The organism is Maribacter litoralis (genome assembly GCF_902506355.1).
In the GTDB taxonomy this organism is placed as follows: Bacteria; Bacteroidota; Bacteroidia; order Flavobacteriales; family Flavobacteriaceae; genus Maribacter; species Maribacter litoralis.
Genome location: NZ_LR733271.1, coordinates 157637 through 171520 on the forward strand (window position 1 = coordinate 157637; position 13884 = coordinate 171520).

General features: G+C 37.0%; 10 protein-coding genes. 1 reads left to right on the forward strand and 9 read right to left on the reverse strand.

Annotated elements, in window-relative coordinates; translation table 11 throughout:
* Window positions 1–3: 3 nt before the first annotated feature.
* Window positions 4–1725, reverse strand: coding sequence for a GMC family oxidoreductase (locus EXIGUO8A_RS00750; RefSeq protein WP_116769557.1), 1722 nt, complete (start codon window positions 1723–1725; stop codon window positions 4–6).
* 122 nt (window positions 1726–1847) lie between these two features.
* Complete coding sequence (locus EXIGUO8A_RS00755; protein WP_159301556.1) at window positions 1848–3236, reverse strand: sialate O-acetylesterase; 1389 nt, start codon at window positions 3234–3236, stop codon at window positions 1848–1850.
* A gap of 167 nt (window positions 3237–3403) precedes the next feature.
* Between EXIGUO8A_RS00755 and EXIGUO8A_RS00760 the strand changes: the two genes are divergently transcribed.
* A complete protein-coding gene (locus EXIGUO8A_RS00760; protein WP_236564401.1) occupies window positions 3404–4756 on the forward strand; it encodes a Gfo/Idh/MocA family protein in 1353 nt (450 codons plus the stop codon).
* Window position 4757: 1 nt separating this feature from the next.
* Here the strand turns inward: EXIGUO8A_RS00760 and EXIGUO8A_RS00765 are convergent, their stop codons facing one another.
* The 7 genes from EXIGUO8A_RS00765 to EXIGUO8A_RS00795 all read right to left on the reverse strand — a co-directional run bounded on the left by EXIGUO8A_RS00765 (window position 4758) and on the right by EXIGUO8A_RS00795 (window position 13671).
* On the reverse strand, window positions 4758–5774 hold the full coding sequence (locus EXIGUO8A_RS00765; RefSeq protein WP_236564402.1) for a LacI family DNA-binding transcriptional regulator: 1017 nt from the start codon (window positions 5772–5774) through the stop codon (window positions 4758–4760).
* Window positions 5775–5934: 160 nt separating this feature from the next.
* Window positions 5935–7251, reverse strand: a complete 1317-nt coding sequence (gene xylA, locus EXIGUO8A_RS00770) for a xylose isomerase (protein WP_407658159.1) — start codon at window positions 7249–7251, stop codon at window positions 5935–5937.
* A gap of 10 nt (window positions 7252–7261) precedes the next feature.
* Window positions 7262–8749 carry a xylulokinase gene (locus EXIGUO8A_RS00775; protein WP_159301558.1) on the reverse strand — a complete coding sequence of 496 codons (1488 nt, stop codon included), beginning with the start codon at window positions 8747–8749 and terminating at the stop codon, window positions 7262–7264.
* Window positions 8750–8983: 234 nt separating this feature from the next.
* Window positions 8984–9625 (reverse strand): response regulator transcription factor, encoded by a 642-nt coding sequence (locus EXIGUO8A_RS00780; RefSeq protein WP_116770144.1) that lies wholly within the window; start codon window positions 9623–9625, stop codon window positions 8984–8986.
* A 680-nt stretch (window positions 9626–10305) separates the two neighbouring features.
* Window positions 10306–12078: a PorP/SprF family type IX secretion system membrane protein gene (locus tag EXIGUO8A_RS00785; RefSeq protein ID WP_159301559.1), complete on the reverse strand. Its 1773-nt coding sequence runs from the start codon at window positions 12076–12078 to the stop codon at window positions 10306–10308.
* A 65-nt stretch (window positions 12079–12143) separates the two neighbouring features.
* Window positions 12144–13370 (reverse strand): TolB family protein, encoded by a 1227-nt coding sequence (locus EXIGUO8A_RS00790; protein ID WP_159301560.1) that lies wholly within the window; start codon window positions 13368–13370, stop codon window positions 12144–12146.
* Between the two features lie 157 nt (window positions 13371–13527).
* Entirely contained in the window at window positions 13528–13671 is a 144-nt protein-coding gene (locus tag EXIGUO8A_RS00795; RefSeq protein ID WP_159301561.1) for a hypothetical protein, read from the reverse strand.
* Window positions 13672–13884 lie beyond the last annotated feature (213 nt).

The window sequence follows — 13884 nt, forward strand, 5'->3', positions numbered from 1 at the left end:
ATACTAAATATTTTGTGCCTTTAGTTGCTCTATGATATAATCTGATGCTCTCCACGATAGCGCCATAATTGTCCATGTACAGTTTTTATCTGCCTGAGATACAAATACACCTGCATCTACGATAAATACGTTATCCGCATCATGTAATTGCTGAAACTTATTGGTTACCGATGTTTTTGGATCATCGCCCATTCTAGTTGTACCTACCTCATGAATAATTTCTCCTGGCTTATGAAGTCCGTAATCTTGATCTTTACCAGGTTTTTCTCCTAAATAATGACCGCCCATATTATGAATGATCTCTTCAAAAGTATCTTGCATATGCTTTGCCTGATTCTTTTCATACTGAGACCATTTATAGTTGAACTTTAAAACAGGAATACCGTATTCGTCTACCGTAGTCGGGTCTATTTCACAATAATTATCGATGTTGGCCAAACCTTCTCCTCGACCTCCAAAACCGATTACCGAACCGTAATATTTCTTTACATCGTCACGCAGGCTTTCTCCATAACCTCCAGATTTTAATCCGAAGTACTTGTTCATGGCATTTGGATCAAAACCGAAACCGTAGTTTGGCTGACTCATACCACCCCAAACTTCTATATGATATCCTCTTGGAAAATCTAATTTTGAATTATCGCCCCACCATGGTGAATAAACATGCATACCACCTACACCGTCTTCATTATAAGAGGTTTTTCTATTCATTAAACCAGGAATTACGCCCGCAGCACTTGCCCCGGTCGAATCGTGTAGATACCTACCTACCAAATTACTGCTATTTCCCAAGCCATTAGGGTGTTGCTTGCTCTTTGAGTTTAACAATATACGTGCAGAACTACATGCCGAAGCAGCTAGTACTACTACCTTACCCCTTAACTTGTATTCTTTTCTATCTTCTTTATTGATGTACGATACACCGGTCGCCTTACCTTCTTCATTTGTTGTAACCTCACGGACCATGGAGTTTACGAACAATTTCACTTGACCTCCACTTTTCTGTGCAGGGAAAATTAAACAGCTACCTGCAGAGAAATCGGCATATATTTGACAAGATCTACCACATTGCCCGCAATAGAAACAAACTCCACGGTCATTATTGATCCTTTTGGTCAACATTGAAAGCCTACCTGGTATTACAGGTATGTTAGCTTTCTTTGCCCCATTGATATAAAATAACTCATGTAATCTCGGTTTCGGGGGAGGAAGAAAGAATCCGTCAGGATCATTTTCTCTACCTTCATTGGTGCCAAATACACCTATTAGCTTGTCTAACTTATCATAATATGGCTTAACATCTTCATATCCTATTGGCCAATCATCTCCATGACCGTCACGTGTTTTTCCTTTAAAATCTTTAGGTCCGAAACGTAATGAAATACGCCCCCAGTGATTGGTTCTACCACCAAGCATTCTTGCACGCCACCACTTAAATTCTGTTCCTTCCGCATGTGTATATGGCTCTCCTTCTACTTCCCAATCTCCCCAAGACATATCCCACTCGCCAAAGGCTCTAGTTGTTCCTGCTCCTCTTCTAGGTGAATCATATGGTTGTTTTAATTGCGTCATGGTTTTTGGATCCGCTGGATCAAAAAATGGTCCCGCTTCTACAACAGCTACATTTAAACCTGCATCTGCCAACTGCTTGGTAGCCATACCACCACCTGCTCCTGAACCTACAATGATCACGTCAAAGAGTTCTGAGGATTCTTTTATCTGCATAATTTGAAATTAGTTATTGATTACAATTTAACTATTTAATAAAATAACGACCCCCGTTTTTAGCTGAATAACATTGGTAATTGGACGGACGGATAATTTTTAAGCACTATACTTCATTTTTGTTAATTTAACCGCTCACTCTTAAATGTAGAAGCCGGTAAGCCCACACTATTGAACAATGTGGCTATATCAGTACTTCTCCAAGCGTACCGTACTGCAGTTGGTTTTTGTACCTCTTTTGCCCTGACTATTACTGTACCATTCTTCAATTTAGCCTTTGCCGGAAACCACTCTCCCTTTTCATTTGAAAGTTCAAAAAGCGCAATTTTATTTCCTTTATTATATAAGCCATCGGCATGACTAAAATGGACTTCTACCTGATTGCCATTAACTACGGAGCTTTTGTAAAGCGGACCATATACTTCTTGCCCTTGTAATACACCAAAGTGATTCTTAAGTGCAATATTCGCTAACCGCAAACCAACATCTTGTTTATTTAAAGGGTGAATATCTTCAATGGTACAGATATCACTGGTCATGGCCATTCCTGTATTATTTAAGGACAATGCCCTTCGTTGCTGATCACGTACTATACCACCGGCAAATTCGTCATCATATTTATAAGGTGCTATCTGTACAAAGTAAAATGGGAAATCGTTATTCCATTCATTGCGCCAAGAAGTGATCATATTGATAAAAAGGTTTTGGTAGCTTTCTGCATTTGCAGTATTGGATTCCCCTTGATACCAAATAGTACCACCTATTTTGAATTTGGTCAACGGTGCAACCAAACCATTATATAGAACAGATTTCTCGGTGGTAACCCATTTGTTCGGTTTTACTTTCTTTTGGGCTTCCGCCAATTGGGGGTGTGCTTCAAAAACCGAAGCGGGAGTCCAGACTTCTGCACTTGTAGCGCCCCACGCATTATCGATCAACCCGATAGGCATATTCAATTCCTTTTGCAGTTTTCTTGCAAAAAAATAAGCGACAGCACTAAAATCTTGCATGCTTTCAGGCGTACAAGCCCTCCAAGTGCCACTTACATCTTCTTGTGGATATTTTGAAGTTCTCTTGGTTACGGAAAACAATCGAATATTGGGGTAGTTGGCATTTTCTATTTCAAAATCTCTATTCGCTATTTTACTGTTGGCACTCCATTCCATATTACTTTGACCGGAACATAGCCATACCTCACCGATCAATACATCTTTTAATGTTATTTCATTAGCCCCACCTTTAAACGTAATTTTATAAGGTCCGCCAGCTTTGGGAGTTTTAACCGTGACTTCCCACTTTGCATCATTTCCTGTCTTAACATTTATCGTTACATTATTCCAACTGGTAAAAACCGTGAATTCTTCATTTGGTTCTGCCCACCCATACAATAAAACATCGGTCTGTCGCTGTAAGACCATAGCATCGGTGAAAATTCCGGGTAATGTTATTTCTGCTTTTACTAAAGCTGTTGCTAAAAAACATATGATAATTAAGCTTCTACGTACATTCATTTGTTTGATGGTAATTTTGATTTAAATATACCTAAATATGTATCACATTGACAAATTCATAAACTATCATCAATAATTTTGTTGAATTTGTTATCTTGACTGTATTCTTTTACCATATTCAATAAAACCCTGATAACCAATTCTACATGCCTTCTACACCTAACCCAATGAACAGACGTAATTTTATTAGAGCAACATCGGCTTCATTATTATTATCATCTTTTAGCTCATATGGCTTTGAATTTTTTGCCAATGAAAAACCTAAAAAAGTGGCACTCATCGGTACAGGATGGTATGGTACGGGCGATCTATTGCGGCTTATTCAAATTGCCAATGTTGAAGTTGTATCGTTATGCGATGTAGATGAACACAATTTAAATATTGCTGCCAATTTGGTTGCCGAACGGCAGAAAAATGGCAAGAAACCAAAATTGTTCAGTGATTATAGAAAAATGCTGAAACAGGACCAATTGGATATTGTGCTCATTGGCACTCCTGATCATTGGCATGCCTTAACCTGTATCGATGCTTTAAAATCTGGTGCCCATGTATATGTGCAAAAGCCAATAAGCGTAGATGTAATAGAAGGTGAAGCAATGGTAGCCGCAGCAAGAAAGTACAACAAAGTGGTTCAAGTTGGTACACAACGAAAAAGCACTCCGCATTTGATCGATGCCAAAAAACAGATTATTGATGCGGGATTACTAGGTACTATTGGTCATGTTGATTTATGTTGTTTTTATCACATGCGCGCAAATGGAAATCCGCCGATAAAAAAGGTCCCAGATTATTTTGATTACGAAATGTGGACAGGTCCTGCACCCATGAGACCCTTTGACGGTCTACCTCATAGAAGATGGTGGCGTACGTTTAGGGAATACGGAAACGGAATTATGGGAGATATGTGCGTTCATATGCTCGATACCGTACGTTGGATGCTTGATTTAGGATGGGCAAAGAGCATTAGTTCTGTTGGAGGAATTTATGTTCAGAAGGATGGAAAATCTAATATTTCGGATACACAGACCGCTGTTTTCGAGTATGACGGACTCAATTGCAACTGGGAACACAGAACTTGGGGTAACCCTGATGACCCTGAATATCCTTGGGCATTTAAAATATATGGAGAAAAAGGTGTTCTTAAAGGTGATGTAATGAAAGCGGAGTTTATACCTGTAGATGGTAGTGAGACTATTCGTTTTGATGTACTTTACGAAAAAGAAAAGTACCCTGAAGATCTCACTGAAAAAGATTTAGAATTACATGCTGCACCGGCTACACGTAGACATATGATAGATTTCTTGAATGCGATAAAAAACAACACCAAACCTGTTGCCGACATAGAACAAGGTCATATTTCATCTGCCAGCTGTATTTTAGCTAATCTTTCAATGGATTTGAAAAGACCTTTAGCCTATGATCCAAAAACTAGAACGGTATTGAACGATCCAGAAGCCACTGCCCTATTACAGCGAGAATATCGTGGAGATTGGAAACATCCACACCCAGATACGGTTTAAACTATTCAACCTTTTTTGTCGAATCTCGCACCAACAAACTCGTTTTTACCGTTTTGGTCTCGTAGGGCAAACCCGGATTTTTAATTCTGTTGATCAGTAATTTGGCTGTCTGTTCACCTATATACTTACCATGTTGACTTACCATGGTCAATGAAGGCGTTACATATTTAGACAACTGGCCGTTTGTAAAACCAATGATCGAAATATCATTGGGCACATTATAGCCTCTTGCCTTAACCACTTGTAATACCTGTACGGCAATAAGCTCATCAATTCCTATAATTCCTTCTATCGTTTTGTAGTTCAATAAAAAAGACATCAATAAATCCAAATCGTCTTTAATAGTTAAATTAATGATCAATTTGGGATCGAAGGGAATATCGAATTCCTCAAGTGCCTTCTTATATCCCAAAAGCCTTAATTTACCTACACTTGAACTAGAAATAGGGTTTACTACCGCTATATTCTTACAACCAATGTTTATTAGATACTTAGTAATTTTATAACCCGCTTCAAGATCATCTACAACTACTTTATCGCATTGCACATTATCAGATACCCTATCAAAGAGCACCACGGGGATGTCATTATTTATTACATCTAACAAGGCTTCATGCTTATCTTCATTCTGGCTTTCTTCCGCTAAAGACATAATTACTCCATCTACCGTACCGGCATCAAAAAACTCCAATGTTTTGGTTTCTTTGGCACTAGATTCATTGCTAATGCAACTAATAATATTATAACCACTCTCATTGGCTACTTTTTCTATACCATATAGCACCTGAACAAAGAAGTAGTTTAAAATATTAGGCACAACCACACCGATGGTCTTCGTACTTTTGTTCAATAAATTAAGTGCCAACCTATTAGGCTTATAATGCTTTTCTTTTGCGTAAGCCTGTATTTTTAACTTCAGGTCGTTACTGATTTCATAACTATCATTTATCGCTTTAGAAACGGTTGAGATAGATACGCCAAAATGAGCTGCTATATCCTTAAGGGTGACTTTTTTCATAATTATTACTGCAAAAGAACATATTTAAATTGACATTTAAATTATTCGTAAAAAGCAAAATGTCCCTAAGTTATTCACCTAGGGACAAACTGCTTCAATTTCAGTAAATACCAATACCCCTAAAGGAGACTATATCAACATAGTCATATGGCAGTATTAATTATATGTATTGATTGATGATATTCTCAAACAATTCTTGCTTACCGCTCTTTAATTCCAACTCTCCGTTTTCTTTTGCGATATTGTAAAGATCTTTCAACTCTAGCTTGCCATTTTCAAAATCTTTTCCCTTACCAGAATCGAAAGAGCTGTATCTGTCTTCGCGCAGTTTATTATAAGAAGATGATGCTATAATTTTATCTGCAGTAATCAGTGCTCTCGCAAAAGTATCGGCACCACCAATATGTGCGTGGAACACGTCTTCCAAATCGGTACTATTTCTTCTAATCTTCGCATCAAAATTAATGCCGCCACCTTGCAAACCGCCGGCCGCCAAGAATACCAACATTGCCTCAGTTGTTTCTTGAATGTTATTAGGGAATTGATCGGTATCCCATCCATTTTGATAATCACCTCGGTTCGCATCCATACTACCTAGCATACCCGCTTTTGCAGCTACTGCAATTTCATGCTGAAAAGTATGTTGTGCCAGTGTTGCGTGGTTCACCTCTATATTCATTTTAAAATCTTTCTCTAAACCATATTCTTTTAAGAATCCAATGGCAGTGGCACAATCAAAATCATACTGATGCTTCATTGGTTCCATTGGTTTTGGCTCAATGAAGAAATTTCCTGTAAAGCCTTGGCTACGTGCATAATCTCTGGCCATGGCAAGAAACTGCCCCATGTGATCTACTTCGCGGCCTAAATCTGTATTCAACAAAGACATATACCCTTCTCTACCTCCCCAGAAAACATAATTTTCACCACCTAGGGCTATGGTTGCATCTAATGCCAGTTTTATTTGACCACCTGCTCTAGCCACTACGTTGAAATCTGGATTGGTAGCAGCACCGTTCATATATCTTGGGTTTGAGAAACAATTGGCAGTACCCCACAATAATTTCTTACCCGTTTCCTTTTGCTTCTCTTTTAAATAATCTGTAATCGTTGCCAACCTCTTTTCAGATTCAGCAAATGTTGGTGCTTCTTGAATTAAATCGAAATCATGAAAACAGTAGTAGTCAAATCCTATCTTTTCAAAAAATTCAAAGGCGGCATCTGCCTTGTCTTTTGCAGCCTGCACAGGATCAGATGATTTGTCCCATTCAAAACTTTGCGTACCAGGACCAAATGGATCTGACCCTTGACCACAGAACGTATGCCAGTATGCAGTAGCAAACTTAAAATGCTCACGCATGGTTTTACCTGCAACTACTTGATCGGGGTTGTAATATTTAAAGGCTAACGGATTATCAGATTCCTTGCCTTCAAACTTAATTTTATCTATTCCTTTAAAATATTCCTTGTTTGCCATTATGTTGATTTTATAAGTTGTTCAATATTAATTCAAGTTCATTTTTCCATGTGGCATACGCTTCTTTATATGCCGTATTGTCTTTCTTAGGGTTAAATGTCTTTACGTAATCATTATCTAAAATGGCCTTACCATATGCCTCAAAATCACCGTTATGCAATTTTGCCGCCCTTGCCGCACCTATTGCTCCCGTAGTATTGTAGATTTCTATGTCATAGCCAATTAAAGTGGCTACCGTAGTAGAGAAAATCTCTGAACGAAATAGGTTGTCATTGCCGGCACGCATTACGTTTACTTTTATACCGTCAGACTCCATGATTTCCATTCCGTATACGAATGAAAAAGCGATACCTTCCAATGCTGCACGGCACAGGTGCCCCTTTCCATGATTATTAAGGTTAAGATTTACAATTCTGGTTCCTACCTCTTTACTTTTCAGCATTCTTTCCGCACCATTACCAAAGGGTATCATTGCTACACCATCTGATCCAATAGGCACCTCATTCGCCAAGGTATTCATCTCGTCATAAGAGTCAACATCAAGGTTATTCAATAGCCATCGGTATTGAATACCTGCCCCGTTGATACAGAGTAGTTTACCAATTCTAGCAGGTTTTCCTGGGGAATAATTAACGTGGGCAAAATTGTTTACCCTAGAGCTTTCTTTTACCGAGAGGTTATCGGTAACCGCATATACCACACCCGATGTACCACCGGTTGCGGCTACTTCACCAGGGTTAAACACATTAAGAGTCAAAGCATTATTAGGCTGATCACCGGCACGATATAGTATTGGTGTACCTGTAGACAAACCACTTTCATTTGCACCTTTTTCATTAACTTTAGATTGTACTGAAAAAGTATCTACGATATCTGGAATCATGTCTTTCTCCAACCCGTAATGTTCCAAAATCAAATCGGCTATGCTATCTTTTTTAAAATCCCAGAAAATACCTTCTGATAAACCGGAAACGGTAGTGTTTACCACTCCCGATAATTTATAGGCGATGAAATCGCCCGGGAGCATCATTTTATAAATCTGCGCGTAAATTTCGGGCTCATTTTCTTTGACCCATTTTAATTTTGAAGCTGTAAAATTAGAGGGGCTATTTAGCAAATGGGTATCACAAATATCGGATCCAATTTCCTCATAGGCTTGTTGACCAATGTCAACTGCCCTACTATCGCACCAGATTATAGATCTTCTTAGCGGATTTCCCTCCTTATCAATAAGCACTAGACCGTGCATTTGATATGATATACCTATACCAGATATATCAGATTTTTTAATTTTTTCTTGTACACAAAGCTTGTCAATACCACTACAAACATAGTGCCACCAATCTAACGGACTTTGTTCTGCCCAGCCATTTTTTATAGCTTCCATAGACATTTCTGTCTCTGGCTCCGTAACTACACCAATGCTTTTTCCCGTTGATGCATTTACCAGGGCAATCTTAATAGAAGAGCTTCCGATATCTAATCCTAAGTGGTACATAAATACTATAAATTGGTTTGCTGTAATAAGTTAAACCAAAAATAAGTACTATCCTTAGCAATAGATATTTAGGCTACGAAAAATTATCGTAAAGCAAATTAACAGTATAAGTCATCATTAACTATTTGAATACAATAAATTGATATTCAGACACTTAAAAATGTTTTTGAAATTAATTTATTTTCGAAAAGGTTTTCGTATTAGCCTTAAAATCAATCTACAAGAAATAATAATTTAATATTCCTCTAATTGATTTTGAAGCTGCTCAAGTTTTGAAAGCGCCTCTGATTTTGAATTAACATCGAGCTTTAAATAAATATTCTGAATGTGAAAATTAACTGCACTGGGCGTTACAAACAACTTTTGCGCGATCATTTTATAGGTAGCACCTTGACATAGAAAATCTACGATCTGGTTCTCGCGTTCAGAGAAAAAAGCAAAGGTTTTTCTGTGAAAATTGCTAATGATCTTTTTTACGATATCATTGCTCATTGCCGCGCCTTCTTTTTCCATACTTCTAAGTGCATGTTCTAACTTATCTAAAGTCAAAGGCTTTGTCAAGTACCCATTCGCTCCTTTTTTAAAAGCGTTTTTAATGACATCAAAATCATTGATTTCACTGAACATAACAATTTTAATCTCCCAGTCTTTCTTTTTAAATAGTTTGATGGCATCTACGCCGTTCATATCGTTCAATTCTATTTCAGAAAGTACAATTTGGGGTCTTGTAAACTTAAAATCTTTGATGGCATCTTTAGCCGATGCATAACTACCCACTACTTCATAACCATCAATTTCTTCAAAATGATTTCTATATACGCTATGTAGTGAGGTGTCTTTTTCTAAAACGATTATTCTTATGCTTGAATTTTTCATAATCTCCATAGTTTTTTGCAACCAATATTCCTTTTAAAGAACAATGACCTGCGTTAGTTTTTAATAATTTCGAAAACCTTCAAAAGGTTAAAACCACTAAACAACAGATATGTAGATGAACAGATAGCCTAAACCATAGGTTCAATTTTACACACCATTAGACAAACGTCGCCTTAAAGAGCAATCAAAAATTGATTGAACTTTGTTTGTGTTCAGTTAAAAAATCTAATCGAAAAACGGATTACCGCCAGCGAGTTAATTCATAAAACCGAGGCGTTTGCCAAACTGTAGATCTATGAGATTTTTGAGTTCTAAAAAAATAGAAAACTTGTTTAAAAAAAGATGTGTTTTAAAATGGGGATTGTGTAGGTAATTCTCATTCATGGTTGTGGGGGGATTTGGGGTTATACAATTGGGTTTGAATCTTTTTGGTGATTGAAATATATAAATTAAAGCTATATACCCGTTGAAAACATCAAATTTTTCGTTCAACTACCAAAATTTCTTAAAAAATAAGGTAATTCGTCGATAGTTAACGTATAGTTAAAACCGAGAATCACCACCAATGTAAACCAAATAATAAAGGAGGGGCCCCAGTCATCCCCCCGGATAACACCCCTCCTTTTATTGACAATTCAAATCAACCATAAAACCTTAGGAAATTATGGATACTCAATTCATTATTCTATACTTATATAATCATCTTCAAAAGTATTGGATGCCGTTGCCGTTGCTTCGTTCACTTGCATAATCCATTTCTCTTGATTGTATTTTCCGTTTAAATCTGTACTTGCAGCCATTTGTGCTTCATTCTTGTAATCATAATCTGCCAAGTATACATAGTACAGTCCATTTTCTTTGTTATAAAATTGCTTAGGGTCTAATCCTTTTTCACGTAAATCTTTCATAAAAGCATTCATATACTTTGTTTGGCTGTATACGTTTGCAATAACATAGTAACCAGAATTCATATCTATGACATCTGAATCTACTAACATTTTTACCGGTAATTCTTTAAAATTATCTCTTGTAGATGGCAGTTCTTTAAAGTTAGCCCTTCTTGAAGATGTTGTTGTTGACGCTTTAGAAGTTGCCGTAGCACCTGTTGCAAAAGCATCTGCAGGTTCAGTTACAAAATCGATGGCATCATCTACCAAATCATTGTTTGCATAAGAGGTGTTTTCCTCTACGCTAAAGTCTTGTAAAGAGTTTTTAATGGTCGTATCAATATCATTACGCAACATTCTTACAATTAACTCAAATCGTTCTTCAAAAGCGGCTATTCTTTCGCTTTCAATTGAATCTTGACGAAGAATCAATTCATCTAAAATAATTTTGTTTTCATATGCTAAACTACTTTCGGATACCGAAGTATTAGCTGTACTTTCTTGCTTTCTTCTACTCGACTTTCTGGCACTATCTCGCTCTTCTATAAGGTTGGCTATTTGCTCTTCATAATTTCTAACGATATTATCTATTTGATTATCCGATGAGTTGTCTGCAACCGAAATAGCCAAATCATCGTCTTTAAACTTGTACGCTAATGTGATCTCGTGGTTCCACCCCAGGTTGGCATCATCACTTGATAAATCCTTCTCCATTAAATATCCCAAAGACATTTTTTCACTTAGGTTGAAACCAACTCCTGCGGCTACTCCGTATTCTTCATCTACCGTAGTCTGTAACCAACCGTATTTAGGCATATCCAATAACAAAGAACCAAAATAATAAAGGCTTCCGTCATAATTTTGCCCTACTTGAGCCATTGGCATTAAACGGGCATTTTCAAAAAGACCTCTTGAATGCTCAAATGAATGGGTATACTGTACCGATGCCTTTACACTCTTTGTAGATAAATCGGTCAAAAACTCGTTCGTTGTTTGATTGTATTTTACTAAATCTTCTGCGTACAAACCAAAATCAAAACTACCTAGTGTTAAGTTGATACCCGGTTGCACCGCAATTTTACTTTCTTTTCTAGCATCTGCTATCTCTGGATCGTCTTCACTAACTACGACCCTATTTTTATCTAAACCTTGATTAAAGTAGGTAACGTTAGTACCAAATGTCAATACCGATTTTTCACCTAAACGAACTGATGAAGCGTAATTGGCATTGAAACCAAATTCTTGTACTACACCAGACCACTGACTGTATACACCTATACCAACTGCCGTATGGTCATTTAATTTGTTGCTGAACCCTAGAAAATAGTTTTGACTATTATCATCAAAAGTGGCATATTGGTTTCTATGTAGAATGTTTAAATATGATTTGTTCTCACGTACCAAAGAGAATGTTGGGTTTATAAAAAACCTATTGAAGAATAATTGGTTGTGGTAGGTACTACTGGAGCCTAAGTTTGCATTGGTTTCTTGACCTTTTATTGTTTGGACAAGAGCCAATAAAAATAAAGCAATAAGAAAACTACTGATTTTATACGGACTTTCCATAACGTTTGATTTTAATGATTAGAATTGAAATTGTCTATGAATTGGGGGAAATGAATAATGGGTGGTTATTCATCTTCAAATACAGAACTAGAATACTGCATTTGCTTTTCTGAGTTAAAGGCTTCTAAGAAGCGATCATCTCTATCTTTCTCGTTAATTGGCTTATCGTTTAAATTAAAAGCTACATTTTGTGCATGTTTACCTTTCGCTATTCTGTTGGATACCACATAACCGGAACCATCACCTTGTAATAAGTTTACCGAGTATTCATCATAAGAGCTGTTGATTGTATTTCCCATGTTTACGGCTAGTCCGACGCTGCGCTGACCAACTTCTACCATGTAAACATCGAGGCCGCCATAACCGTCTCTTCCATCAGATGCAAATACTAGACTTCCATTTGAAATTGGGTTTGGGTGCATATCATTTTTAGCAGTATTCACTTTTTTACCTAAATTCTTTGCCTGACCTAATGTTCCATTTTTTTGAATGGTAGCGACATAAATGTCATACTCCCCGAATGTACCTGGCATGTTAGATGCAAAGAATAAACGACTTCCGTCGGGTGACACTGCAGGGTGCATTGCGGAATAATCTGCCGGGCAAACCGCTACTTCCGTAATTTTTTTCCATTCGCCACCTACTTTATCGGCTTTATAAATTTTATGTATCTCCTTTTTCTTGGAAAACATACCGGTTACGGGCTTGCGGTATACGGTTTTACTATAGTATGCCGTTCTACCACCATTGGTCAATGCCACCGGTGGGGCATATTCACCAGATGTTTTTGCCGGTACCTTAGTGTTAGATGCAAACTCGCTACTTACTTGGTCGTCATCCCACGGTAAAAAATTTCTTCTGTTGTTAGAGGTAAGACGTGAAGGAATTACGTTACGGGTCATCTTGTAATCATCCTTAACCAATTCTGTCCAGTTTTCATCGGCAATTTCATTTTGCACTTCTTTGCCTAATTGCGAAACAGCATGATCAAATCTCTTCTGGTAACTTTTCTTTAAAGTACCATCCTCAGAAATTTCCATAAGCCTACCATACCAATATAATGCGTTCTCATACTTTTTGGTCAGGAAATTGGCATTGCCCAGGTCTTCAAAGATTTCTTCATCTGAATAACCAAGTGATTTTAATTTGTTGTAGTTCTCTGCTCGGTTAGAAACTTCTGTAACCTTTCTTTCAAGAAAACTGGTTGAAGAATCGTTGTAGGCCAAATCTTGGCCATAACCCATGGTCGCCATGCAGGCAAACAAAAGGCTAATTTTAATTGAATTGTTCATAATACTAGATTTTGGGATTTCATACTCCAAAGGTCTAGCAACTCATTCAATTGATTATTAATAAAAATTCATAGGTTTTGATATCATTTGTAAATCAATAAATTTAATTAGTCTACATAATTAATTTAAAATCAGATATTTACATTTAAAATCGATACTATTTAGACACCTGTTTATTTTTTTTCTTTTCAGAGTAATAAGTATAACCTAAATATGCCAATTGTAGACCAACGGCCGCCATCTTCAACTTTCTACTTTTCACTAACATTTTTGCAACTCCGAATAATGGTGATAATCTCATAACTTTTATTTTTTTGTTTAAAAGCAATGTAGCCACAAGCCCGAATTTAACTTAGCTCTATCCATTGAAAATGTGTACTAAATGCCTTCAACAAATACCATTTATAAGAGCATTGGGGTTTTATGGCATACAGCTAAAGTACTATTGTATATAGCTAAGAACTACCACTAATTGCACATATCTTAGTATGGTAAAATTGTATAACAATAGGCA

Coding starts and splice junctions, on each gene's coding strand:
- EXIGUO8A_RS00750 (WP_116769557.1), bottom strand. CDS start 1,725: ATGCAGATAAAAGAATCCTCAGAACTCTTTGACGTGATCATTGTAGGT.
- EXIGUO8A_RS00755 (WP_159301556.1), bottom strand. CDS start 3,236: ATGAATGTACGTAGAAGCTTAATTATCATATGTTTTTTAGCAACAGCT.
- EXIGUO8A_RS00760 (WP_236564401.1), top strand. CDS start 3,404: ATGAACAGACGTAATTTTATTAGAGCAACATCGGCTTCATTATTATTA.
- EXIGUO8A_RS00765 (WP_236564402.1), bottom strand. CDS start 5,774: ATGAAAAAAGTCACCCTTAAGGATATAGCAGCTCATTTTGGCGTATCT.
- xylA (WP_407658159.1), bottom strand. CDS start 7,251: ATGGCAAACAAGGAATATTTTAAAGGAATAGATAAAATTAAGTTTGAA.
- EXIGUO8A_RS00775 (WP_159301558.1), bottom strand. CDS start 8,749: ATGTACCACTTAGGATTAGATATCGGAAGCTCTTCTATTAAGATTGCC.
- EXIGUO8A_RS00780 (WP_116770144.1), bottom strand. CDS start 9,625: ATGAAAAATTCAAGCATAAGAATAATCGTTTTAGAAAAAGACACCTCA.
- EXIGUO8A_RS00785 (WP_159301559.1), bottom strand. CDS start 12,078: ATGGAAAGTCCGTATAAAATCAGTAGTTTTCTTATTGCTTTATTTTTA.
- EXIGUO8A_RS00790 (WP_159301560.1), bottom strand. CDS start 13,370: ATGAACAATTCAATTAAAATTAGCCTTTTGTTTGCCTGCATGGCGACC.
- EXIGUO8A_RS00795 (WP_159301561.1), bottom strand. CDS start 13,671: ATGAGATTATCACCATTATTCGGAGTTGCAAAAATGTTAGTGAAAAGT.